The sequence below is a fragment of the Sphingomonas sanguinis genome, assembly GCF_019297835.1.
In the GTDB taxonomy this organism is placed as follows: domain Bacteria; phylum Pseudomonadota; class Alphaproteobacteria; order Sphingomonadales; family Sphingomonadaceae; genus Sphingomonas; species Sphingomonas sanguinis_D.
On sequence record NZ_CP079203.1, the window covers coordinates 1,318,451 to 1,339,232 of the forward strand.

At 67.3% G+C, this 20,782-nt stretch carries 29 protein-coding genes; 28 read left to right on the forward strand and 1 reads right to left on the reverse strand.

Translation table 11 applies throughout. The features are described 5' to 3' along the window. Nucleotides 1-19: 19 nt before the first annotated feature. From KV697_RS05895 to KV697_RS05985, 19 genes are all read left to right on the forward strand, one after another. A complete protein-coding gene (locus KV697_RS05895; RefSeq protein WP_219020486.1) occupies nucleotides 20-1,117 on the forward strand; it encodes a phage major capsid protein, P2 family in 1,098 nt (365 codons plus the stop codon). 46 nt (nucleotides 1,118-1,163) lie between these two features. After that, complete coding sequence (gene gpM, locus KV697_RS05900) at nucleotides 1,164-2,126, forward strand: phage terminase small subunit (RefSeq protein WP_219020487.1); 963 nt, start codon at nucleotides 1,164-1,166, stop codon at nucleotides 2,124-2,126. A gap of 22 nt (nucleotides 2,127-2,148) precedes the next feature. Beyond that, nucleotides 2,149-2,535: a hypothetical protein gene (locus KV697_RS05905; RefSeq protein ID WP_219020488.1), complete on the forward strand. Its 387-nt coding sequence runs from the start codon at nucleotides 2,149-2,151 to the stop codon at nucleotides 2,533-2,535. Nucleotides 2,536-2,647: 112 nt separating this feature from the next. Then, nucleotides 2,648-2,881: a hypothetical protein gene (locus tag KV697_RS05910; protein ID WP_219020489.1), complete on the forward strand. Its 234-nt coding sequence runs from the start codon at nucleotides 2,648-2,650 to the stop codon at nucleotides 2,879-2,881. Then, on the forward strand, nucleotides 2,878-3,369 hold the full coding sequence (locus KV697_RS05915; RefSeq protein WP_219020490.1) for a head completion/stabilization protein: 492 nt from the start codon (nucleotides 2,878-2,880) through the stop codon (nucleotides 3,367-3,369). The genes KV697_RS05910 and KV697_RS05915 overlap by 4 nt, the downstream gene beginning before the upstream one ends. Continuing rightward, complete coding sequence (locus KV697_RS05920) at nucleotides 3,369-3,578, forward strand: tail protein X (RefSeq protein WP_219020491.1); 210 nt, start codon at nucleotides 3,369-3,371, stop codon at nucleotides 3,576-3,578. Before KV697_RS05915 ends, KV697_RS05920 begins: the two co-directional genes overlap by 1 nt. A 3-nt stretch (nucleotides 3,579-3,581) precedes the next feature. Further along, complete coding sequence (locus KV697_RS05925) at nucleotides 3,582-3,923, forward strand: hypothetical protein (RefSeq protein WP_219020492.1); 342 nt, start codon at nucleotides 3,582-3,584, stop codon at nucleotides 3,921-3,923. After that, a complete protein-coding gene (locus KV697_RS05930) occupies nucleotides 3,920-4,438 on the forward strand; it encodes a glycoside hydrolase family protein (protein WP_219020493.1) in 519 nt (172 codons plus the stop codon). The genes KV697_RS05925 and KV697_RS05930 overlap by 4 nt, the downstream gene beginning before the upstream one ends. Next, complete coding sequence (locus KV697_RS05935) at nucleotides 4,435-4,908, forward strand: hypothetical protein (RefSeq protein ID WP_219020494.1); 474 nt, start codon at nucleotides 4,435-4,437, stop codon at nucleotides 4,906-4,908. The genes KV697_RS05930 and KV697_RS05935 overlap by 4 nt, the downstream gene beginning before the upstream one ends. Continuing rightward, complete coding sequence (locus KV697_RS05940) at nucleotides 4,880-5,146, forward strand: hypothetical protein (protein ID WP_219020495.1); 267 nt, start codon at nucleotides 4,880-4,882, stop codon at nucleotides 5,144-5,146. The genes KV697_RS05935 and KV697_RS05940 overlap by 29 nt, the downstream gene beginning before the upstream one ends. Nucleotides 5,147-5,148: 2 nt before the next feature. Next, the gene (locus tag KV697_RS05945) at nucleotides 5,149-5,484 is read left to right on the forward strand and encodes a hypothetical protein (RefSeq protein ID WP_219020496.1); all 336 of its coding nucleotides are present in this window, start codon (nucleotides 5,149-5,151) and stop codon (nucleotides 5,482-5,484) included. After that, entirely contained in the window at nucleotides 5,484-6,836 is a 1,353-nt protein-coding gene (locus tag KV697_RS05950) for an SGNH/GDSL hydrolase family protein (RefSeq protein ID WP_219020497.1), read from the forward strand. Before KV697_RS05945 ends, KV697_RS05950 begins: the two co-directional genes overlap by 1 nt. After that, nucleotides 6,833-7,318, forward strand: a complete 486-nt coding sequence (locus KV697_RS05955) for a phage tail protein (RefSeq protein WP_219020498.1) — start codon at nucleotides 6,833-6,835, stop codon at nucleotides 7,316-7,318. Before KV697_RS05950 ends, KV697_RS05955 begins: the two co-directional genes overlap by 4 nt. After that, nucleotides 7,315-7,980 (forward strand): phage virion morphogenesis protein, encoded by a 666-nt coding sequence (locus KV697_RS05960; protein ID WP_219020499.1) that lies wholly within the window; start codon nucleotides 7,315-7,317, stop codon nucleotides 7,978-7,980. The genes KV697_RS05955 and KV697_RS05960 overlap by 4 nt, the downstream gene beginning before the upstream one ends. A gap of 73 nt (nucleotides 7,981-8,053) precedes the next feature. Next, the gene (locus tag KV697_RS05965) at nucleotides 8,054-8,950 is read left to right on the forward strand and encodes a baseplate assembly protein (RefSeq protein ID WP_219020500.1); all 897 of its coding nucleotides are present in this window, start codon (nucleotides 8,054-8,056) and stop codon (nucleotides 8,948-8,950) included. Further along, nucleotides 8,943-9,599: a phage tail protein I gene (locus KV697_RS05970; protein ID WP_257575643.1), complete on the forward strand. Its 657-nt coding sequence runs from the start codon at nucleotides 8,943-8,945 to the stop codon at nucleotides 9,597-9,599. Before KV697_RS05965 ends, KV697_RS05970 begins: the two co-directional genes overlap by 8 nt. Next, nucleotides 9,596-10,612: a gp53-like domain-containing protein gene (locus KV697_RS05975; protein ID WP_219020502.1), complete on the forward strand. Its 1,017-nt coding sequence runs from the start codon at nucleotides 9,596-9,598 to the stop codon at nucleotides 10,610-10,612. The genes KV697_RS05970 and KV697_RS05975 overlap by 4 nt, the downstream gene beginning before the upstream one ends. A gap of 9 nt (nucleotides 10,613-10,621) precedes the next feature. Then, the gene (locus tag KV697_RS05980; protein ID WP_219020503.1) at nucleotides 10,622-12,577 is read left to right on the forward strand and encodes a hypothetical protein; all 1,956 of its coding nucleotides are present in this window, start codon (nucleotides 10,622-10,624) and stop codon (nucleotides 12,575-12,577) included. Nucleotides 12,578-12,591: 14 nt separating this feature from the next. Continuing rightward, nucleotides 12,592-13,527 (forward strand): hypothetical protein, encoded by a 936-nt coding sequence (locus KV697_RS05985; RefSeq protein WP_219020504.1) that lies wholly within the window; start codon nucleotides 12,592-12,594, stop codon nucleotides 13,525-13,527. A 45-nt stretch (nucleotides 13,528-13,572) separates the two neighbouring features. Here the strand turns inward: KV697_RS05985 and KV697_RS20080 are convergent, their stop codons facing one another. Further along, nucleotides 13,573-13,698 carry a hypothetical protein gene (locus tag KV697_RS20080; RefSeq protein ID WP_257575904.1) on the reverse strand — a complete coding sequence of 42 codons (126 nt, stop codon included), beginning with the start codon at nucleotides 13,696-13,698 and terminating at the stop codon, nucleotides 13,573-13,575. Between KV697_RS20080 and KV697_RS05990 the strand changes: the two genes are divergently transcribed. From KV697_RS05990 to KV697_RS06030, 9 genes are all read left to right on the forward strand, one after another. Then, nucleotides 13,654-14,178 (forward strand): phage baseplate assembly protein V, encoded by a 525-nt coding sequence (locus tag KV697_RS05990; RefSeq protein WP_257575834.1) that lies wholly within the window; start codon nucleotides 13,654-13,656, stop codon nucleotides 14,176-14,178. The genes KV697_RS20080 and KV697_RS05990 overlap by 45 nt on opposite strands. 5 nt (nucleotides 14,179-14,183) lie before the next feature. Then, on the forward strand, nucleotides 14,184-14,549 hold the full coding sequence (locus KV697_RS05995) for an oxidoreductase (RefSeq protein WP_257575644.1): 366 nt from the start codon (nucleotides 14,184-14,186) through the stop codon (nucleotides 14,547-14,549). Continuing rightward, nucleotides 14,546-15,718 carry a phage tail sheath subtilisin-like domain-containing protein gene (locus KV697_RS06000; protein WP_219020506.1) on the forward strand — a complete coding sequence of 391 codons (1,173 nt, stop codon included), beginning with the start codon at nucleotides 14,546-14,548 and terminating at the stop codon, nucleotides 15,716-15,718. The genes KV697_RS05995 and KV697_RS06000 overlap by 4 nt, the downstream gene beginning before the upstream one ends. 33 nt (nucleotides 15,719-15,751) lie before the next feature. Further along, nucleotides 15,752-16,267, forward strand: coding sequence for a phage major tail tube protein (locus KV697_RS06005; protein WP_219020507.1), 516 nt, complete (start codon nucleotides 15,752-15,754; stop codon nucleotides 16,265-16,267). A gap of 62 nt (nucleotides 16,268-16,329) precedes the next feature. After that, nucleotides 16,330-16,650, forward strand: a complete 321-nt coding sequence (locus tag KV697_RS06010; RefSeq protein WP_219020508.1) for a phage tail assembly protein — start codon at nucleotides 16,330-16,332, stop codon at nucleotides 16,648-16,650. Between the two features lie 50 nt (nucleotides 16,651-16,700). Beyond that, nucleotides 16,701-16,784: a GpE family phage tail protein gene (locus KV697_RS06015; protein ID WP_257575835.1), complete on the forward strand. Its 84-nt coding sequence runs from the start codon at nucleotides 16,701-16,703 to the stop codon at nucleotides 16,782-16,784. Continuing rightward, on the forward strand, nucleotides 16,774-19,335 hold the full coding sequence (locus tag KV697_RS06020; RefSeq protein ID WP_219020510.1) for a phage tail tape measure protein: 2,562 nt from the start codon (nucleotides 16,774-16,776) through the stop codon (nucleotides 19,333-19,335). The genes KV697_RS06015 and KV697_RS06020 overlap by 11 nt, the downstream gene beginning before the upstream one ends. A 3-nt stretch (nucleotides 19,336-19,338) precedes the next feature. Further along, the gene (locus KV697_RS06025; RefSeq protein ID WP_219020511.1) at nucleotides 19,339-19,725 is read left to right on the forward strand and encodes a phage tail protein; all 387 of its coding nucleotides are present in this window, start codon (nucleotides 19,339-19,341) and stop codon (nucleotides 19,723-19,725) included. Further along, complete coding sequence (locus KV697_RS06030) at nucleotides 19,722-20,762, forward strand: contractile injection system protein, VgrG/Pvc8 family (RefSeq protein WP_219020512.1); 1,041 nt, start codon at nucleotides 19,722-19,724, stop codon at nucleotides 20,760-20,762. The genes KV697_RS06025 and KV697_RS06030 overlap by 4 nt, the downstream gene beginning before the upstream one ends. Nucleotides 20,763-20,782 lie beyond the last annotated feature (20 nt).

Sequence of the window (20,782 nt, forward strand, 5' to 3'; positions counted from 1 at the left end):
CACAGGACCGCCCCCTACCATGAAGAATAATACCCGCACCGCCTTCAATGCGATGCTCGGCCAGATCGCCACCATCAATGGCGTCGAGTCCGATGTCGTGCGCGGCGAAAAGCAATTCTCGGTCGCTCCCGCCGTCGAGCAGAAGCTGGAGGAGGTGATCCAGCAGTCGAGCGAATTCCTCGGCAAGATCAATATCATCCCCGTGGATGCGCAGGAAGGTGCGAAGGTCGGCATGGGCGTCACCCGCCCGATCGCCAGCCGCACCCTGACCAATGCCGCCACCGGCGTGCGCCGCAAGCCCATCGACCCCACCGACACCAGCGACCGGGGTCGCTACTTCTGCGCCCAGACCAACTCGGACACGGCGATCAAGTACGGCAAGTTGGACATGTGGGCGCACAAGCCCGAGTTCCAGACCCTCTATCGCAACACGATCGTCGCCCAGCAGGGCCGCGACCGCATCATGATCGGCTGGAACGGCGTCGCCCGCGCCGACACCACCGACATCGTCGCCTTCCCGCTGCTTCAGGACGTCAATTTCGGCTGGCTCTACAAGATCCGCTATTACGCGCCTGCGCGCCACATGGCGGGCGGTGCCCTGACCCCGGCCACCCGCGATGCCACGACCGGCCGCGTCACGGTCGCGGGCAAAATCTACGTCGCCCAGGGCACGCCCGGCACCGATGTCGATTTCGTCAATATCGACGCGCTGGTCACCGACGCGATCGAGGTCATGGATGAATGGCATCGCGACGATACCGACCTGGTCGTGATCGTCGGTCGCGATCTGGTGTCCGACCGCTTCCTCAATGTCATCAATGCGGCGGGCGACAAGGCGACCGAGATGGAGGCGCGCAATCGCATCCTGACGCTGCCGAAGCAGGTCGGCGGCAAGACGGCCGTGCTCGTGCCCTTCTTCCCCGCCAATGCCATCCTCGTGACGAAGCTCGATAATCTGTCGATCTATGTCCAGAACGGTTCCCGCCGACGCACCATCCGCGAAGAGCCGGAATACGACCAGGTCGCCGACTATCAGTCGGTCAACGAGTCCTATGTCGTCGAGGATTACGGCTGCGCCGTCCTCATCGAGAATATTCAGCAGAGCAAGAAGGCCTAAGCGGCCGCTCGCTGTCACCCTGTAGCCCGTCACCCAGGACACGCAAATGAGCCTCGCTCGTCAGACCCGCGACCATGTGTTGTCGCTTATCGCTGCCGCCAGTGCGTCCGCTCCTGCTGGTGGCGGGCTCACCCCCGCCCTGCACCGCGAAGAACAGCCCCTCTACACCCCGGCCATCGAAATTGCAGCCAAGCAGATCAGCTTGCGCCTGACCCACGACCTGCGCCGCCTGAAGGACATCAAGTCCCGCCCGCTGAAGATCGCCGCCAAGCGCGAGATGATCCCCGAATATCGCGCCTGGATCGATGGCGAGCTGGCCGCCGGGGAAGCCGTCGAGCGCGGCCAGATCGCGGCCTCGCCCGCGATCGAGGTCCTGCCGACCGTCATGGTCTGGGCGATCGACACCGACAATTGGCCGCTGGTCCTGCGCCTGGCCGCCCATGTCCTGCGCCACGACGTACCCCTTCCCGCCCGCTACGAGCGCGACGCCGCCACCCTCATCCTGGAGGAAGTCGCCGAGGCGGCGCTGCGCGCCCAGAATGCGGGCCAGAGCTTCCCGCTCGACGTGCTGCAAGAGGTCGAGGCTCTGGTCGACGGCATCGACATGCACGACCAGCCGCGCGCCAAGATGCTGAAGGCGATCGGCACCGAGCTGATCCGCGCCAGCGAGATCCACGCCGAGGGCACCGCCGATCGCGCCCAGGCCGCCGCCCAGGCGATCGAGCCGCTGCGCCAGGCCTTCGCGCTCGACCCGCGCATCGGCGTCAAGACCGTCATCCAACGGCTGGAAAAGGTCATCGCCAAGACCGCGCCTGACGCGCTCCAGACCGATCTGGATCGCATCCGCATCGAAGCGCTTGCCCTGGGCGTATCGGACGCGGACTTCGCGATCTGGCTCCAGACGGTCGACGCCGCGACCGATAGCCGCCCGATCGACCTGATCGCCGACGGCAAGGCCGACAGCGTGATCGATGCCCTCAAGGCCGCTGCCCAGGGCGGCAATTCCTGATCCTCGAAAGAACGGACTGACAATGCGCCTCTCCAAGCTCGCCCTGATCTGCGCCGCCTCCCTCGCCGCCCTGCCACTCGCCGCCTGCGGCCCGACCGCCCAGGAGCGATGCACGGGCGCGAAGGACGCCGTGACCTGCATGGCCGTCGCCAGCTCGGGCGGCGACGTGAAGGACTATCTGGTCGGCGGCCTGGCGGGTGCCGCGCTGGCATCGCAGCTTTCCGGCGGATCGGCTCGCCCGACCGTGATCCACCATCACGCGCCCGCCACCTACTATCCCCGCACCGCCTATCAAGCGCCGATCCACACCCGGACGGTCACGACCACCACCCGCCGAGGTCTTTTCGGCGGTGGCTCGGTCACGCGCACCACCACCAGCTATCGATCGAGCTTCCGCTCGCGTCGCTGACCAGCTCGCCCCCCGGCGCCGGGGGCGGATCGCGCGTGGCGGGAGGGGTCTTCGGACCTGAGGGCCGCCACGGACCCGATCCCCACCCCTGGATCTCCTGAAGGACCCGCCCATGCCCAGCCTCCTGATCCTCATCGCCGCGATCTGCCAGGGGCTCGGAGCATGGGCGGCACTGGCCGGTGCGCTGGCGCTGGCCTGTCAATTCGACCCCGCCACCATCGGCCTGCCCGCCATCCACCGCACCCACGCACGCTGCGCGCTCTGGGCGCTGGTCTTCGCGATCGGCATCGCCCTGACGATCGTGGGCGCGGGGCTCGCCGCCCAGGTCATCGGCGCACCGGCATGAGCGCGACCTTCATCCCTACCGTACTGCCCGGCGATCCCGCGCCCGTGGTCACCCCGCCCGCGCCGATCGTCACGGGCGGGTGGTTCCCGCCCATCGACCCCGCGCTTTTCCGCGATGAGCAGCGCGTCGACGCCAATGCGATCACTGACGCCCGCGTCCGCCAGGCGCTGATCTCGGCGATCATCCGGGTGGGTCGCGACTTGGAGGATTGGCGGCTGACCCAAGTGACGGCGGGCTTCGCCACACTCGATCAGGTGCCAGCGCTGCGGATCGATGACCAGTCCGAACTGGCGATCCTATACCGCCGCGCCGTCTTCACCGCCGCCAAGGCTGAGATCGTCGAGCGCTTCGTCGACGTGGACCTAACCGGGCGTGGCGAGCGTGAGGCCAGCCAGCTCGATCCCACCGTCGCCGAGCTGAGGCGCGACTCGGTCCATGCCGTGCGCGAAATCCTCGGCGTCGGGCGCATGACCGTGGACCTGATCTGATGGACCAGCTGCGCGCCCGCGCCGGTGACACGCTCGACGCGCTGATCTGGCGCGCACGCGGCCTCGGCCCCGACGATCTGCCCGCCGTGCTTGCCCTCAATCCCGGCCTCGCCGCGCTCGGGCCCGTGCTGCCGATCGGCACCCCCGTGACCCTTCCCGACGCCCCGCCCGCCACACGGCAGCGCGATGTCGTCCAGCTTTGGACCTGACCTATGCAGAAAATCATCCACGATGTCGGCGACGCGCTGCTCGCCTTTCTCATCACCCTGGTCCCCGGTGCGGCGGGCGCGGCGGTCAGCTTGGTCTATGAGCAGGGCCTGAGCTGGTCGAAACGCGTGACCCAGATGATGGTCGGTATCACCGTCAGCTATTTCGCGCGCAATCTCGCCCATAGCCTGACCGGCTGGGACGATTACCTGCTCCAGGCGGTGGGCTTCGTCGTCGGCATGACCGCGTTCAAGGCCACCCCGGCGCTGATCGCCGGACTGGTGGAGCGCACGCCACTCGTCCTCACGCTGGTCGACCGCGTCCTGGGCAAAAAGGAAGCGAAATGACTTACGACCGCGCCCGCCTGGCGCGCGAGATCGCGCGTGACGAAGGCGACAAGCTGACCGTCTACCGCTGCACCCAAGGCTTCCGTACGATCGGCAAGGGCCGCAACCTCGACACGGTCGGGATCTCGCCCGCTGAGACGGCCGCGCTGGGCCTCACCGTGGCGAGCTGCCTCGCACGCGGTATCACCCAGGCCCAGAGCGATGCCCTTTTTGGCAATGACATCGCCCGCACGGAAGCGGATCTCGATCGCCACATGCCCTGGTGGCGCCAGCTGGATCCCGTTCGCCAGCGGGTGATGCTCAATATGTGCTTCAATCTGGGCATTGGCTATCCGCCGACCCGGACCCGCAAAGGGGTAGGCCTGCGCGCCTTCGTCAATACCTTGCCCGCGATCGAACGTGGCGATTGGCCGCGCGCGGTCGCCGGGATGCGCGCATCGCTCTGGCACCGCCAGGTCGGTGACCGCGCCGAGCGGCTGGAGGCGATGATGCTGACCGGAAAGGACCCCCGATGATCTGGATTCGGAAACTCTGGGGTGGCCTGCGCACCGAGCTGCCGTTCATCATCCTGCTGATCGTCGGCGCGGTCGGCGCCTGGCTCTACGTCCAGGCCCGCCATGCCGAACGGGATCGTGACGATGTCACCCGCCGCGCCGAACTGGTCTGCGCCAAGATCGGGGTCGACTGGCGCGAAAAGCACCCGCGCGGCCCCGGCACCGCCTGTGCCGATCGCGCCGCCCAGCTGCGCGCCGATCGCGAAGCGACCGATCGGGAGACGGCACGCCTGCTGTCCGCCGCCATGGCGCGCGGCAATGCCCTGTCCGCATCCGATGCCCAGGCAGCCCGCACCGCCCTTGCCCGTGCCCAGGCCGCCGAGCGGAAAATGGAGAATGCCAATGCCCAAGCTGATGCGACCGACCATGTCCGCGCTGACTGGATCGCTGCTCTTAACGGCCTTGCCGGGCTGCGCCACGCGCCGCGCTGATCTGACCCCACCCGCGCCGGTGGCGGTCGCGGTCGAGCCGCCGCGCCCGCCCGCCGAGCTGCTCGCCTGCGCCGATCGCGCACCCGCCCTCCCCGAGGATCCAGCGCTGATGGCGAAGATCCCCGCCGCCTGGCGCAAGGGCCTGATCGGCCTGGCGCGGGCCGCTGGCGTCAACGCCGATCGCCTCGACCGCCTGACCAATTGGATCGCGCCGGGCAGCTGCCCGGCACAGGAGTGACCATGACCGCATCTACCATCATGCAGCGCCGCGCGATCTATGAGCGTACCGCCGACCGCTCCGGCGAGGCTTTCCAGCTGGTCAATGCCAATGTCTCCGCCGGACAAGTGAAGGTCGCGGGCGGGGATTACGTATTCGCACAGACTGGCGCGACCTATGGGACGGTGACGCTTCAGGTGCTCGGTCCCGATGGGAATACATGGCTGACCCTGGTGACGAAAAGCGCGTCCGACGCCGGGTCGGGGACTGGCGTCACGCTTGCCGCCAATGCGGTGCTCCGCGTGACCGTCGCGGGCACGATCGGCTGCTATGCCAGCCTGTCGCGGGTGCCCGCCTGATGGTCCGCTTTCTCGGCACCCAGGCGGTCGGCGGTGGTCAGGTTCCCGGCTTCGTCCCGCCCCCGATCCCGACTTTCCCGGCCGCTGTCCTGGCGAGGGCGCAACGGATCATTTCTACTGCGGGCACTATCACTCCAATCGATCAGGTGGCAGCCATCCCGATCACCGTGACGCCGGGGGCGTCGGCTGGAAATTCGCTGCTTGATCCAAGCATAACCTTCGGCTCTGACGGAAAGTACAACGTCCAGGACGCGACACGCTTCGAGCAGATCGCTGGGTTGCTGGCTATCTCCAGCGGCAACACGCGCACCGGTCAGGGGCGTATCAGCAACGTCACGACCGGGACGCGCGGCTCGACCTTCGGGAATGGCGTCCGCTTCCGCTATGCCGGGAAGAGGTTCGAGTTTTTCAGCAGCGGTTCGGGGAAGGCCATCGTGTACCTGACCAACCCGGCTACCGGCGTCCGGGAGCGCGGTCGCTCGCTCGATTTCACGACGGGCACGAACGTCTTCGTCATGGTCGACCTCGGCAGTTATGCTGACCGCATTATTGAGGTGGCTCAGTCCGGGTCTAATGTCTGGCGTGGGTTCGTACCGGAAAGTGGGTATGATTTCACCCTTCCGCCTGCACGACCCAGCAAGCCCTCCATCGTCCTGATCGGTGACAGCTGGTATGCCGGAACGCTCTCCGCTCCCTCTGGCCAGTCTATTGCGGACACCGGCGTCAAGATCGGCGTAGGTTCGATGCTTGGTGCCTATCTGGGTGACGAAAACGCCTGGATTTCCTCGACCGGCGGTACGGGACACCTTTTCGGATCGCCCGCCTTTCGAGGAACAAGTGGAGCCACGGCGGGCGGCTACCGCGACCGTGTTAACCCCACCGTCGCGGCGGTCGGTGATATCGACGTGTCGCTTGTCGGCGCGCGCGATGCGATCATCATCCGCAACAGCCTCAACGACAACGAGCAGTCGGGCAATACCAACAAGCCGACCGATGCCGAAGAGCGCGAGGAAACTCGCCTCGCAACGCAGGCGGCCATGGCAAAGCAGCCAAACGCATTGATCATCGGGATGGGGCCGCAGCGTGCCTACAACGGCACGACGGGGACCAATCCGACCCAGGCGCGATATGATGCCTGTCGCGACGGCTTCCTGGCGGCGATCGGAAGCGACCCCCGTTGCGTCTGGGTCGATATCAGCCCTGCGGGCTACGCTGTCTACGCTGATACGGCTGCGAACGCACAGTATATTGGCCAGGATGGCGTCCACCCCACGGACGCGGGGATGCGCTTCTATGCACAACGGGAGGCCAATGCGATAATCGGCACCCTGAAAGCGAAGTACGGCCTGTGAAGAAGGTCGACGCCCTCCGCGCGCTGCTGGTCCGCTCCGTCCCCGCACTGACGGCCGATCCGTCCAAGCTGGCGATCTTCGTCGATCGCGGACGGGTCGGCGCGCGGCTGGGCAATCTCTCTTTCGAATATCGCTACAGCGTCAATCTGGTGCTCCTGGATTATGCGGGCGACCAGGATGCGGTGATCGTGCCGATCATCGCCTGGATCGCCGAGCATCAGCCTGAACTGCTCCAGCGCCAGGACAGCGAGCCCTTCGGCTTCGAAAGCGAATGGCTCGCCCAGGACAAGCAGGACCTGTCGATCACGATCGACCTGACCGAGCGGGTGGCGGTCCAGCGGGTGGCAGGCGGCGTCACCATCGAACACCTTGCAGACACCCTGCCCCCCGACATCTTCCCCGGCGCCGAGGATGCCCGGCTCTGGCAGGGCCTTGCCGAGGATCTGGCCGCAGGCGAGACGGCGATCGTCGCAGCCCGATGAGCGAGGATTTCGCCCCCATCGAGCAACTGGCGGGCAATCTGCTGCAAAGCCTGTCGGCGCCGGAGCGCCGGTCCCTGCTCCGCAAGTTGGCCCGCGCGTTACGCGCCACCCAGTCGGAGCGGATCGGTCGGCAGCACAATCCCGACGGATCGGCCTATGTCGCCCGCCGTCCCCGCCGCGAGCTAAAGCCGGGCAATTTTGCGGTGAAATTCCTGTACCCCAAGGGCGATGCCAATGCCCGCCTGGTCTTCATGAAATCATGGGTGCGCCAAGGACCGCTCCTGACCGGCTTCGACGCTGAGGCGGGCGCGATCCGCTCCTTTTTCTGGGACAAGGTCGACCGCTTCCTGCCCGTCGAGCCCGAGGATCAGAATAAGGCGGCGGGAAAGCTTCGCCGTCGCGGCAATATCCGCCGCCAGGCGATGTTCCGCAAACTGCGCTCCGGCCGCTTCCTGCGCTCCGGTGCCACGGACAGCGAGGCCTGGATCGGCTTCACCGGCCGCGCCTCCATGATTGCGTCTATCCACCAGGACGGCAAGATGGATGCGCCGAAGCTGGGCGGTCGCCAGATCCGCTATGCCCAGCGCGGGCTGCTCGGCCTGACCGAGCGGGAACGCGGGCTGGCGATCGACATGCTGCTCGATCACGTCGCCAGCCGCTAAAGCTTGTGTAGAAGGCCATTCTACACAAGCACACGCTGGCCACCCTATCGCACCCCGATCGACATGGGCGGCGATGGCCGCCAATCCCTCCACCACCGTCGATCTGTCGCGTCTCGATCGCCCGACCATCGTGGCGCCGGTCGATTATGAGGCGACGCTGGCTCGCATGATCGCACGGGTGAAGGCGATCCTGCCCAGCTTCGACGCGACGGTCGACAGCGACCCTGCGGTGAAGGTCCTTCAGGTCGCCGCCTATGTTCAGATCCTGGATCAGCAGGATTTCAACGAGCGCCTGGTATCGCGCCTGGTCGCCTATGCGACGGGCGCGACGCTCGACCATATCGGCGCCGCGATCGGCGTCGCCCGTCTGACCCTGACCCCGGCCAATCCCGCCAACGGCATCCCCGCCGTCATGGAGGATGACGAGAGCTTTCGCGCCCGCATCGTCCTGGGCCCCGAAAAATTCGCGGCGGCCGGGCCCGAGCTGGCCTATGTCGCTCATGCCAAGGACGCCAGCGCCCAGGTGCTCGACGCCAGCGCCACGTCCCCGGCGCCGGGCGAGGTCCGGATCACCGTCCTGTCGCGGCAAGGTGACGGCACCGCCTCGGCGGATCTGCTGGCGGCGGTGCGCGCGATCGTCGCCGATCCCGCCATCCGGCCGCTCGGCGACCTGGTCAGCGTCGCCACTGCCACTCTGATCCCCTTCACGGTGACCGCACGGCTCTGGACCTTCGCCGGACCCGATGCCGCCCTGGTCGTGGCCACCGCCCGCGCCAGCCTCGACGCTTATCTCGCCCGCTCCCGCAAGCTCGGTCGCAATATCACCCTGTCTGGCCTGTGCGCCGCGCTGACCGTCGAAGGGGTCCAGCGCGTCGTGCTGGACGCGCCGGTTGCCGAGATCGTCTGTGACGCCACCCAGGCGGCCCGCTGTATCGCCATCACCGTCACCCATGCGGGCTATGATGAATAGCCTGCTCCCCCCCAATGCCACCCGTCTGGAACGGGCACTGGAGGCGGGCGTGTGTCTGCCTGCCGAAATCGACGCGGCCGCCCTGGCCGATGTGGTCGCCAACCCGATGACCGCACCGGCTTTTCTGCTCCCCTGGCTGGCCTGGGGCGAGTCGGTGGATACATGGGACGCCGACTGGTCGGAGGCGGACAAGCGCGCCACGATCGCCGCGTCGATCGCGCAACACCGGATCAAGGGCACCCGCGCCTCGGTTGAAATGGTGCTCGCCCGTTTCGACCAGCTTGCCCGCCTGGTCGAATGGCATCAGGCGTCGCCGCACCGCCCCGCCCACACCTTTGACGTGATCGTGCCGATGGTCCTGCCCGATGGCACCGCCCCCGGCGGGCGCCGATCGTCGGCGGCATTCGCCGATGCGATCATCCGCGAGATCGCGCGGGTCAAGCCGCTGCGCGAACATATGCGCCTGGTCCAGGAAATTGCCGTGGCGGGCGCGATCGGCATCACCGGCGTCGCCCGCGCGGTCACTTACACCCGTGCCGATGCCGATGTCGTCATCGACCAGTCGCCCGATTGGGCCGCTTACCTCCAGACCGAGGATGGCGAGCCCCTCCAGTCGAACGACGGCACCTTTCTGGACACCCGCCTATGACCGCGCTCAAACTGACCATGACCACCGCCGGGCTGGGCCGCTTCACCGCCGCACAAGGCGGCGACGATATCGACCTAACCATCGCACGGGTCGGCTTGACCGCCAGCGGCTTCGTCGCCGCGCCCACGCTCACCGCGCTGCCTGGCGAATTCAAACGGCTCGCGACCGTGTCGGGTTCGGTCGAAGCGCAGAACATCGTCCATATGACGATCACCGACGACGACGCGGCGACCTACACGGTTCGCGGCTTCGGCCTGTTCCTCGCCGATGGAACGCTGTTCGCCGTCTATGGCCAGTCCACGCCCATCGCCGAGAAGTCGATCGGCGCGATGCTGGCGCTGGCGATCGACATCGCCTTCCCGGTCGCGGGCGTGGAAAACATCACCTTCGGATCGACCAACTTCCTCAACCCGCCGGGGTCCGAAGAGCGCAAGGGGGTGGTCGAGCTGGCGACGCTGGCCGAGGCGAATGCAGGCGATACGACCCGTGTGACCACTGGATCCGTGGTGAAGGCGATGATTGCCGCCGCGATCGATGCCGTATCCCAAGCGCTGGCCGGAATCACGTCGCGCACCATCTTCGGATCGGGTCTGGTCAAGGGAGGCGGCGATCTGACCGCCAATCGCACCCTGACGGTCGACGCCGCCAGCGCAGCCGAGGTGTTGGCGGGCACGCGCGGCGATGTGGCGATCACCCCGGCCGGGCTGGCGGCGCTGGCGGCATCCATCGGCACGACGGGCGAATTCCAGCTTGCCCCCGGCGTCTATTGCAAGATCGGCTATCTGCCGGGGCCACATGGCGAGGGTGCCGTCCCGATCAATTTCGTCACACCCTTCCCCAATGCCTGCCTGATTGCGGTGCCGATCGTGCGAAATGCCGCCGGTGACATTCGCTGCGACAGCTATGGGCAAGAGCGCGATCTGACACGGACCACCTTCACCGCATTCATCCAAAAGCAAGCGGCGGACAGCGTCAGCATCGACGCGATCCGCTGGATCGCCATCGGCTGGTAAGGACGTATCATGGCCAAGATTTCCGAGCTGCCGACCCTCGCCAATCCCCTCGGGACCGAGCTGGTGCCCGCGATCGACGCAGGCGGGCGGACCGTCAAGGCACCCATCGGCGGCCTCGTCGATGCCGCCGTCACACCCGCCGTCGTCAAGGCCGAGGCGGCCGCTATGCAGGCGACGCAGGCCGCCGATCAGATGCTGGGTGCCCGACGCGACGTGGACCCCGGCGACTTTGCGCCGGGCACGATGGTCGACGCCACAGGTCGGGTGGTCGTGGGCGTGGGGCGCGACGGTCGCGTTCGCATTCCCCTGCTCGACGGACGATCGGGCAAGCGGCCCTTCGCGATCCCCGCGGAGCTGGACGGCCTGGTCGACGGGGAGGTGGATGAGGCGACCGGCGCGCTGGTCTGGGGCGTTCACGCGACGCGCGGGTTCTTCACGCCCCAGAGCGACTTTCGCGACTGGCAGGCACGGGGGATGGACAATATCCGCAAAGCCACCAGTTACCGCACGATCGCCGTCGCCCTGACCGCCGGTCAGTCCAACGGCGCCGATGCGCTCGATTATGGCCAGCTCCATCGCCAGCCCGCACCCTTCGGGGAATATCCCACCGGCTATAACGGTGAATTGGATGCAGCCACCGTCACCCGTACCACCGACGCCAGGGTCTTCAGTCAATTCGGCTTCGATCCGTCACAGGATCGGCTGGTTCAGATCGGCTCCCCCGATGGGCAGGCCCAATATGGCATCTGGGAGACCTATCAGGGTACGGAGTCGAAGCTGCGCGGCTTCGCGCTGCGGATGCGCCGCCTCTATCCCGACTTGGCATGGGCGCTGAGCCAGGCCTTTGCCGAGGGCGGACAGCCGCTCAACTTCCTCGACCGGCCCAGCGAGGCCCAAATCCTCGCCGGGGTGATGGAAACGACTTCGGTCCTGGGCAACGTCACGATCCCCAAGTCGTCGGCGGAATATCGGATGCTGATCGCCGGACAGCCGCTGTCGGAAATCTGGCGCTATAGCCATTTCGACTGCGCTACCCGCTTCTACAAGGGCGCGCGGGCGCTTGCCGCCATCTGCAACACCGCCTGGCGGGACATGCGGCTGCTCGCGATCGTCGCCACCGTGATCGTCAGCCATATGGAGGACGCGACCCAGGAGGCGACCTATCAGGACGCCTATGGGCGCTACCTCGACAATCTTCGCGACGCGGTGAAGGCGATCACCCGCCAGTCGGTCGACCCCGTCTTCGTCGTCTCGATCCCCGGAGTGTCCGATTACCACGAACAGGCCGGGTGGGCCGCGTGGAAGGCCAGCGGCTTCGCCGCCTCCTATGCCTATGGCGGCGCGAACAGTGCCTATATCGAGGATGAGTCGCTTCGAAAGAACGACGTCGCCAGCCGCGTCATCAAGGGCACCGACGCCATCGCCCGTCGCCCCTGGGCCTATATCGGCTATAGCCGGTCGTTCCGGGAAAACAGGATCCATTCCGAGCCTTTCACCATGCGCGAGCAGGGCGAGTACACCGCCGAGCTTGTCGCCGATGTCGCCTTCCGCCAGCGCCCCCGTACGCAAGGGTTCCGCGTCGTTCGCCATGAGGTGATCGGCCAGCACTTGGCGCTGCATGTCGAGACGCCGCTCGGCGAGCCGATCGCGTTCGAGGTGCCGACCAGCACCGGCACCCACATGATCCGCGCCGGGATGCCTTACGGCTTCGAATATTGGGCCCAGGACGGGGCGGGCGGCTGGACGTTCAAGCCGCTGGCGCAATCGGATGTCACCACGGACGGACGACGCATCCTCATCAAGCTGCCCGCCGGTTGGGCTCCGGGTGATCGCTTCGGCTACAATATCGGATCGCGCGCGGGATCGGTGGTCACCACCGGTGCGCCCGCCGCCCTGTGGAACTGGCGCGATGGCCAGCCCAATCGACTGCACCACCGATTGCTCACCTTCCAGCGCTACCTCTGAAGGACGCGATACCTATGACCTTTCTGTCCATCACCTCGACGCCGTCCATGGCCCTGGTGCCCGGTCACCCGATGATCGACATGACGCCGATGACCACGGACATCCCCGATGGCATGTGGCACGGCCTGCAATTCTGGCTGGAGCCGTCCAGCTATGCCGGGGTGGCGACGCCCCCCTATGCGGTGGTGGGGCCGGACGCCGCAGGAAATTTCTCCGGCAGGCTGATCGATCAATCCCGACGCCTGGCATGGCTCGACGCGGCGGGCGTGCGGCAGGGCATCGCCACCTATTATAACCCCGTGAAGAATCAGCTTTTCATCCCGCAGCTTTCCACTGCATTGGCGGGGATCAATGGTCGACCGGCCCTGCTGATCGACCGGACCCAGACCGGGCTATTCGTGCCCCAGGAATTCGGGCTTTGGCCGGATTGGAAACCAGGTCTGGCCCAGCTGCTGACCGACAGCTACACCCTGGTCGCCATCGCCAGCATGAAGGCGGTCGCGGTGGGCGGCATCTTCAGCACCGGCAGTGCCGATGCGGCCCATACGGATGCGACTTGCGGAATGCGCCTGGGCTTCAGCGAGCCCGGTCGCCTGCTTTATCAGCATAGCGCGGCGGCATCTGATCGCGTCATCGTCGATTGCCCGGTCGCCGACGATCGGCCGATGCTTTTCATCGTCACCGCACGTCGCACGCCGGCCGGGACGCATGACGGTCGCATCCGCGTGGTGACGGGCGGGACGGTGATCGACAAAAGCTTCAGCTTTGCGGGCGCCATCAAATGGGATGGACTGGCGGGGCCGGTGCCCCATTGGGGAAGCCAAGGCCCTGGTGCCGGAAACGCCACCCTTCGCAAGCTGGGGGCGCTGGGCCGCACGAACCGCTTCATCGGCGACGACGAATTCGAGCGCCTGACGCTGGAGCTGCGCGCGCGGCGCGGGCCCTTCTGACCCGCATAGTCACCCATTAGCCGAAAGCTTGTGTAGAAGCCCATTCTACACAAGCGCCCCCTCGTCACGCTTGCGCGAGCGCGCATGGTCGCGGTTATGGCCGATCCCGCCGATATCCAGCGCCTTGTGGGCGATCTCCTGCGCGAAGGGCTGGTCGCGTCCGTCGACCATGACGCGGGTACCTGTACTGTCGACTTGTCCGATGATCTGACCACCGGCCCTGTCCCCTTCCTGTCGCCGCGCATGGGTAATGTCCGCGTCTGGCTTCCCCCCGCGATCGGGGAGCAGGTCCTGGTGCTGGCGCCCGAGGGCGATACGGCGCGTGGGATCGTCATCGGCGGCTTGGCCAGCGATGCGCGCCCCCAGGTTGGGCGCGGCCCCGGCGCCGCGATCGAATTCGGCGATGGCGCACGCCTGGCCTATGATCCCCAGACCCATGGCCTGACCATCACCCTCCCCGCTGGCGGCACCGCCGCGATCGTCGCCGATGGCGGCCTGTCGCTGAAGGGTCCGCTGTCCGTCGAAGGCGCGGTGGACATCACAGGCAAACTGACCGCCAGTGACGATGTCGTGGGCGGCGGCAAGAGCCTGAAGGGTCATATCCACGACAAGGTCCAGCCCGGACAGGGCGTGTCGGGCAAGCCGGTATGATCGGCATGGACCGCCACACCGGACGTTCGCTCGGCGGGGCCGATCACCTGATCCAGTCGATCGACGATCGCCTGTCCACCCCGCTCGGCACGCGCATCGGACGCCGCGACTATGGCAGCCTGGTTCCCGAGCAGCTCGACCAGCCCAATAATGCGCTGGGTCGCCTGCGCGTGATCGCGGCGGCCGCGCTGGCGCTGATGACCGAACCCCGCGCGCGGGTACGCCGCATCACCCTGGCCGCCGGGCCCGACGCGCAGAGCGTCGTGCTGACCGTCAGCGGCACCCGCACCGATATCGCCGGGCGCCCCGGCTTCACCGCCACCTCCACCATCCGCGCGCTGTCCGCGCTTTCGCAAAGGGCCACCCCATGAGCTTTCTCCACGGCATCAATGTCCGAGAGGTCACGCGCCAGCCGCGCGGGATCGCCACCGTCGCGACCGCCGTCATCGGCCTGGTCGCGACCGCGCCCGCTGCCGATGCCGCCGCCTTCCCGCTCGATACGGCGGTGAAGATCACCAATATCCAGGATGCGATGGCGAAGGCCGGGAATACCGGCACGCTGCTGCCCGCGCTGCGCGCCATCGCGGGCCAGGTCGACACCACCATCGTCGTGGTGCGCGTTCAGCCGGGCGGAACCGATGCACTGACTACCTCGGCGATCATCGGCGCCGATGTCGCAGGCGCCAAGACCGGAATGCAGGCCCTGCTGACCGCCCCGGCCCAGCTCAATCTCCAGCCGCGCATCCTCGGCGCGCCGGGCCTCGAATCTGAGGCGGTGACCAAGGCGCTGGTGACGGTCGCCAAGAAACTGCGCGCCCGCGTTTATGCCAAGGCGATCGGCCTCGATCGCGGGCAGGCTATCGCCCACCGCGCGCTTTTCCCCGACGCGCGCGAGCTGACGCTGCTCTGGCCGGGCGTCACCGCGCCCTATGGCCCGAATGGCGCGTCGATCGCCGTGCCCGTCGCAGCCATCGCCATGGGCGCGCGCGCCGCGATCGATGCGACGCAGGGCTGGCACAAGACCCTGTCCAATGTGCCCCTGGCGGATCTCGACGGCCTGACCGATGACGTGACCTTCGACCTTCAGGACGAGACGTGCGACGCCAATGTCCTGAATGCCTCCGAGCTGGTGACGGTGGTGCGCCTGGCCGGTGAGCTGCGCTTCTGGGGCAACCGCACCTGCGCGGTGCAGGGCAGCGATTTCGCCTTCGAAAGCGCGGTGCGCACCGCCCAGATCCTCGCCGACAGCGTCGCCCTCGGCCTCGCCTGGGCGCTCGACAAGCCGCTGCTGCCCAGCCTGGTCAAGGACATCGTCGAGCAGGTGAATGAGCTCTTCCGTGTCGAGAAGCGTGCCGGGCGCATCTTCGGTGCCGTGGCGAGCTTCGATCCCGCCAAGAATCCCACCGCCTCGCTGAAGGCGGGCAAGCTGCTGCTCGGCTTCAGCTACACGCCCGTCCCCCCGCTCGAAAATCTAGGGATCGAGCAGGAGATCACCGGCGAATTCCTGCTCGATTTCGCCGCCCTCTCGGTCGCGGCCTGATCGCCTGACCATCCCCCTTTAGAAGGATAGCCCATGTCTTTCCCCCGTAAGCTGAAGCAGATGATGATTTTCGTCGACGGCGTCGGCTATGCCGCCGATACCGAAAGCGTCACCTTGCCCAAGCTGGAGCGCAAGCTGGAGAAATGGCGCGGCGGTGGCCTCGGCCGCCCCGCCAATATCGACCTTGGCGGTGGCGACGATCTCACCGTCGAACACAGCTATGGCGGCCCGGTCCGTGCCCTGATCCGCCAATTCGGCGCGCCGGGCATGAGCGACGTGCAGATCCGCTTCGCGGGTTCCTACCAGGACGATAGCACCGGCCAGATCCACAGCTGCATCATCACCCTGCGCGGCCGCCACCAGGAGATCGATCGGGGCGAGCAGAAAGTCGGCGAGGCGGGCAGCTTCAAGGTCAAGTCGGAGTGCGTCTACTACAAGGAGGAGTGGGACGGCGTCACCGATGTCGAGATCGACGTGCTCGGCATGATCGAGATCGTGGGCGGTGTCGATTTGATGGCCGGTCACCGCGACGCCCTGGGCCTTGCCTGATCCCCTGACCCTTCCCGGCCGGGCGCTGCGGCGCCCGCCCCCACCATGACCGGACCCACGCCATGACCGATGTCAAGAAAGCCGTCACCATCACGCTCGATGAAGACGCCGTGACCGAAAGCGGTCAAGTCCTGATGCCCAAGGGCACTCAGATCCTCCTGCGCCGCCCCCTTGGCGGGGCGCTGCGCGGCGTCAATCTCGGCGGCCTGGTCCGCATGGATTACGACCAGGTCGCGCTGGTGGCGCCGCGCGTATCGACCCCGCCACTGCTCCCCGACATTTTCGAGGTGCTCGCCACGTCGGACGTGACCCAGGTCGCGGGCGAGCTGGCAAATTTCTGTCTGACGAATGCGGCGCGGGAGGCGCTCTTCCCGTCCACGTAGAGGACGCGATGGCGGATGTCGCATTCGTCTTTCACTGGCCGCCCCAGGCGATGGACCCTCTCTCCGTCGCCGAGCTGATGTCCTGGCGAAGCCAGGCCGCCCGCCGTCACGACCCGGAGCGTCATGGATCGTAATCTCCGCCTCAGCCTCATCATCCAGGCCGGTGATCGCGCCACCCGCCCGCTGCGCGATATCGCGGGTGGGTCGCGTGCCGCGTCACAGGCCCTGGCGGGCACCCGCGACCGGCTGAAGGATCTGGAACGCGCCCAGGGCGATATCGCGGGCTTTCGCGCGCTGAAGATGGGCCTGCGTTCGACCGAGGGCGAATTGCAGGCCGCCCGCCAGCGCGTGACCGAGCTGGGCCGCGCCATGGGCCAGACCAGCAATCCCACCCGCGCCATGACCCGCGATTTCCAGCGCGCCAAGCAGGAAGCCGAGCGGCTGGAACGCCAGCACGCGCAGGAGACGCGCCGGCTCGGCGACCTGCGCACCCGCCTCGGCCAGGCCGGGATCGCCACCACCGATCTCGCCCGCCATGAGCGCGAATTGCGTCGCCAGGTGGAGGGCGCCAATCAGGAGCTGACCGAGCAGGAGCGCCGCCTGGCGCGCACCGCCGATCGCGAACGGCGCATGGCGTCGGGCCGCGCCCGCTTCGGCCGGGCCCAGGGCATCGCCACTGGCATGGCCGCCAGCGGCGCGGCCGGGATCGGCACCGGCATGGCGATGGCCGCACCGATCATCGCCGGGATCCACGCCGCCCAGGAATATGAGTCGACCATGACCGATATCGGTCAGAAGGCCGATCTGTCGCGACCCAAGACCGAGGCGCTGGGCAAAGGCCTGCTGATTGCCGCCCGCGCCGCCAATCAGATGCCCGCCGATATGCAGGCCGGGGTGGATGCGCTGGCGGGTCTGGGCGCCAGCGTGCCCGATGCGGTGGCGATGATGACGCCGATCGGCCGCGCCGCCACAGCATACAAGGCCGAGATCGCCGACCTGTCCAATGCCAGCTTCGCCGCCACCGACAATCTGAAGGTGCCGATCGGCCAGACGCAGAAGGTGATCGACATCATGGCCGCCGCTGGCAAGGCGGGGGCTTTCGAGATCAAGGACATGGCGGGCGTCTTCCCCTCGCTGACCGCCGCCTATCAGGCGCTGGGGCAGAAGGGCACCGGCGCCGTCGCAGATCTGGCGGCCGGGCTCCAGATTGCTCGGAAAGGCGCGGGCGACAGCGCCAGCGCCGGGACCAATCTGGCCAATGTCCTGCAAAAGATCAGCTCGCCCGCGACCGTCAAGGCCTTCGACAAGATGGGCGTCAATCTGCCCAATGCACTGAAAAAAGCCTATAGGGAGGGCAAGACACCCCTGGAGGCGATTGCCGAGATCACCAACAAGACGCTGAAGGGCGATCTGTCCAAGCTCGGTTATCTTTTCGAGGACAGCCAGGTGCAGCAGGGCCTGCGCCCGCTGATCCAGAATATGGAGCTGTTCCGCAAGATCCGCGCGGACGCGATGAAATCGGACGGCACCACCGACCGCGATTTCGCCGAGCGGATGAAGGACTCGGCGGAGCAGTCGAAAGCCTTGTCGACCAATGCTGCCACTCTGGCCATCACGCTGGGCGCGCAGCTGCTGCCGACCGTCAATGCCGGGCTGGTCGCAGTGAATGGCTTTGCCACGTCGATCGGCGATGCGGCCAAGCGCCATCCGACGCTGGCGAAGGCGCTGGCGATCGGCGCGGCCGCCTTCGCGACCCTCTTCCTGGTGCTGGGTGGCGGCGCGATCGTCATGGCGGGCCTCATGGCGCCATTCGCCGCACTCAGCTTCGCGGCCGGGGCGCTGGGCATCGGGCTGCTCCCCGTCATCGGGATCGCAGCCGCCGTGGTGGCGGGGGTCGCCGCGCTCGGCGGTGCGGCCTATCTGGTCTATTCGAATTGGGGCGGCATCGCGGCATTCTTCGGCGGCCTCTGGGCTGGCGTCAAATCGATCTTCACGATGAGCATCGGCGATATCGGCGCGAGCATCGGCTATTTCGTCGGCTACGCAATCGGATCGCTCTACGATTTCGGGTCGAAGGCCCTGGCCTTCCTGACCGGCCGCTTGCCAGGCATCCTGAGCGCCGGGTGGTCCATGGCCTGGTCGGGCTTCAAGACCGCGATCCATGCCGCCTTCATCACCCTTCCCGCGATCTTCTACGACCTCGGCGCGATGGTCATCCAAGGGCTCTGGAATGGCATCAAGAGCGCGCCGGGTCGGCTGTGGGACGCGGGCATCCGCATGGCCCATGCCTTGTCGGGCGGCTTCCGCGCCGCCAATAAGATCCGGTCGCCGAGCCGCGTCTTTATGGAGCTCGGCGGCCATGTGATCGACGGCCTGACCATGGGGCTCGCAGCCCAGGAATCGGAGCCGGTCCAGCGCATGGACAGCTTGTCCCGCCGCCTTACCGCCGCGATCGTCACCGGATCCGCGCTGCCCGGCATGGCGATGGCCGCACCTGGCGCAGGCGGTCGCGGTCCTGCCCCGGTCGCTTCAGTCCCTGCCCCCATCACGATCGTCATCAATGGCGCACCGGGCCAAAGCGAGGATGCTATCGCCGAGATGGTCGCCCGCAAGCTGCGCGAGCTGGGCATCGGCGGACCCGGCCCCGACTCGCCCAGCTTCGCCGACCGGCCGGATTGGGAGTAAGACATGCTGCTCGCCCTCGGCCTCTTCGCCTTCGGCATCGACACGCTGGCCTTTGACGAGATCCAGCGCAAGTCGAGCTGGCGGCACGCCACCGCCATCCGCATCGGCGCCCGCGACGCCAGCCAATATACCGGGCCGGGTGACGAGACGATCTCTCTCCCCGGCTCGGTCTTCACCGAGATCGCGGATGGCAAGGTCTCGCTCGACGAGATTCGCCGCATGGCCAATACTGGCGACGCCTGGCCGCTGGTCGATGGGCGCGGCTATGTCTACGGCGCCTATGTCATCACCGGCCTGACCGAGACACTCAAGCACCTCTGGCCCGATGGCAGTCCGCGCCAGATCGATTTCACCATCGATCTGCTTTGCGTCGACCAGGATACCGCATGACCCAGCCCATTCCCGATTACCGCGTCACCGTCGACGGGAGCGACATCACCCAGATCATTCGCGGCCAGGTGGCGCTTTCTGGCGGTCGCACCCGCCCTCGCCTCATCTCCATGGGCATCTCCGAAAAGCGCGGCGAGGAAGCCGACACCTTCGACCTGGTGCTCGACGACAGCGACGATGCGCTCGATCTGCCCCCGACCGGCGCGAAGATCCGCGTGTCGCTCGGCTGGGCGCGTGGGACAGGCGTGACGCCCGGCCTGGTCGACAAGGGCGAATTCCATGTCGAGTCGATCGACCATGGCGGCTCGCCCCCCGCCCTGACCATCCGCGCCAAGGCGGCGGACTTTACCGCCGGGCTGAAGCAGCGCCGCGAAAAGGGCTATCACGGCACCACCCTGGGCGCGATAGTGGCCGAGGTGGCGCAGCGCCATGGCCTCAATCCCCGCTGCGCAAGCGCCCTGGCATCGATCGCAGTTGCTACCAAGGCACAGAGCCGCGAAAGCGATCTCGCCTTCCTGCGCCGCCTGGGGCGCGAATTTGACGCGGTGGCGACGGTGAAGGCGGGCACGCTGATCTTCAAGCCGGTCGGCGACGGCAAATCGCCCTCCGGCGCCGCCCTGCCGACCGTCACCATCACCAAGCGCAGCGGCGACGCCCACCAATATGGCCGCCAGAAGCGCGACGATGCCGAGGGGGTGGAGGCGCAGTGGCACAATCGCGCCACCGGCAAGCGGGAGACCTTCACCACCGGCAAGGCCAAGGGTGACGGCGCCAAGGCCCGCCGCCTGTCCCGCGTCTACCCCACCGAGGAAGCCGCCCGCCAGGCCGCGACCGCCGCCACCAGCCGCGCCGCCCGCGATCCGGTCAGCTTTTCGATCACCCTCGCCCTTGGCCGCGCCGATCTCGGCCCCGAGCAGAAAGCGACCGTCACCGGCTTCAAGCGTCAGATCGACGCGGTCGACTGGCTCATCACCGAGGTGACCCACAGCCTGGGCGATCGGGGCTTCACCAGCGCGGTGAAGCTGGAACAGGCCTGAAGGACTTGACACCGCCCCGG

Excerpts from the sequence above, each read along its gene's own strand:
- KV697_RS05895 (WP_219020486.1), top strand. The coding sequence starts at position 20 with ATGAAGAATAATACCCGCACCGCCTTCAATGCGATGCTCGGCCAGATC.
- gpM (WP_219020487.1), top strand. The coding sequence starts at position 1,164 with ATGAGCCTCGCTCGTCAGACCCGCGACCATGTGTTGTCGCTTATCGCT.
- KV697_RS05905 (WP_219020488.1), top strand. The coding sequence starts at position 2,149 with ATGCGCCTCTCCAAGCTCGCCCTGATCTGCGCCGCCTCCCTCGCCGCC.
- KV697_RS05910 (WP_219020489.1), top strand. The coding sequence starts at position 2,648 with ATGCCCAGCCTCCTGATCCTCATCGCCGCGATCTGCCAGGGGCTCGGA.
- KV697_RS05915 (WP_219020490.1), top strand. The coding sequence starts at position 2,878 with ATGAGCGCGACCTTCATCCCTACCGTACTGCCCGGCGATCCCGCGCCC.
- KV697_RS05920 (WP_219020491.1), top strand. The coding sequence starts at position 3,369 with ATGGACCAGCTGCGCGCCCGCGCCGGTGACACGCTCGACGCGCTGATC.
- KV697_RS05925 (WP_219020492.1), top strand. The coding sequence starts at position 3,582 with ATGCAGAAAATCATCCACGATGTCGGCGACGCGCTGCTCGCCTTTCTC.
- KV697_RS05930 (WP_219020493.1), top strand. The coding sequence starts at position 3,920 with ATGACTTACGACCGCGCCCGCCTGGCGCGCGAGATCGCGCGTGACGAA.
- KV697_RS05935 (WP_219020494.1), top strand. The coding sequence starts at position 4,435 with ATGATCTGGATTCGGAAACTCTGGGGTGGCCTGCGCACCGAGCTGCCG.
- KV697_RS05945 (WP_219020496.1), top strand. The coding sequence starts at position 5,149 with ATGACCGCATCTACCATCATGCAGCGCCGCGCGATCTATGAGCGTACC.
- KV697_RS05950 (WP_219020497.1), top strand. The coding sequence starts at position 5,484 with ATGGTCCGCTTTCTCGGCACCCAGGCGGTCGGCGGTGGTCAGGTTCCC.
- KV697_RS05960 (WP_219020499.1), top strand. The coding sequence starts at position 7,315 with ATGAGCGAGGATTTCGCCCCCATCGAGCAACTGGCGGGCAATCTGCTG.
- KV697_RS05965 (WP_219020500.1), top strand. The coding sequence starts at position 8,054 with ATGGCCGCCAATCCCTCCACCACCGTCGATCTGTCGCGTCTCGATCGC.
- KV697_RS05970 (WP_257575643.1), top strand. The coding sequence starts at position 8,943 with ATGAATAGCCTGCTCCCCCCCAATGCCACCCGTCTGGAACGGGCACTG.
- KV697_RS05975 (WP_219020502.1), top strand. The coding sequence starts at position 9,596 with ATGACCGCGCTCAAACTGACCATGACCACCGCCGGGCTGGGCCGCTTC.
- KV697_RS05980 (WP_219020503.1), top strand. The coding sequence starts at position 10,622 with ATGGCCAAGATTTCCGAGCTGCCGACCCTCGCCAATCCCCTCGGGACC.
- KV697_RS05985 (WP_219020504.1), top strand. The coding sequence starts at position 12,592 with ATGACCTTTCTGTCCATCACCTCGACGCCGTCCATGGCCCTGGTGCCC.
- KV697_RS20080 (WP_257575904.1), bottom strand. The coding sequence starts at position 13,698 with ATGGTCGACGGACGCGACCAGCCCTTCGCGCAGGAGATCGCCCACAAG.
- KV697_RS05995 (WP_257575644.1), top strand. The coding sequence starts at position 14,184 with ATGGACCGCCACACCGGACGTTCGCTCGGCGGGGCCGATCACCTGATC.
- KV697_RS06000 (WP_219020506.1), top strand. The coding sequence starts at position 14,546 with ATGAGCTTTCTCCACGGCATCAATGTCCGAGAGGTCACGCGCCAGCCG.
- KV697_RS06005 (WP_219020507.1), top strand. The coding sequence starts at position 15,752 with ATGTCTTTCCCCCGTAAGCTGAAGCAGATGATGATTTTCGTCGACGGC.
- KV697_RS06010 (WP_219020508.1), top strand. The coding sequence starts at position 16,330 with ATGACCGATGTCAAGAAAGCCGTCACCATCACGCTCGATGAAGACGCC.
- KV697_RS06015 (WP_257575835.1), top strand. The coding sequence starts at position 16,701 with ATGGACCCTCTCTCCGTCGCCGAGCTGATGTCCTGGCGAAGCCAGGCC.
- KV697_RS06020 (WP_219020510.1), top strand. The coding sequence starts at position 16,774 with ATGGATCGTAATCTCCGCCTCAGCCTCATCATCCAGGCCGGTGATCGC.
- KV697_RS06025 (WP_219020511.1), top strand. The coding sequence starts at position 19,339 with ATGCTGCTCGCCCTCGGCCTCTTCGCCTTCGGCATCGACACGCTGGCC.
- KV697_RS06030 (WP_219020512.1), top strand. The coding sequence starts at position 19,722 with ATGACCCAGCCCATTCCCGATTACCGCGTCACCGTCGACGGGAGCGAC.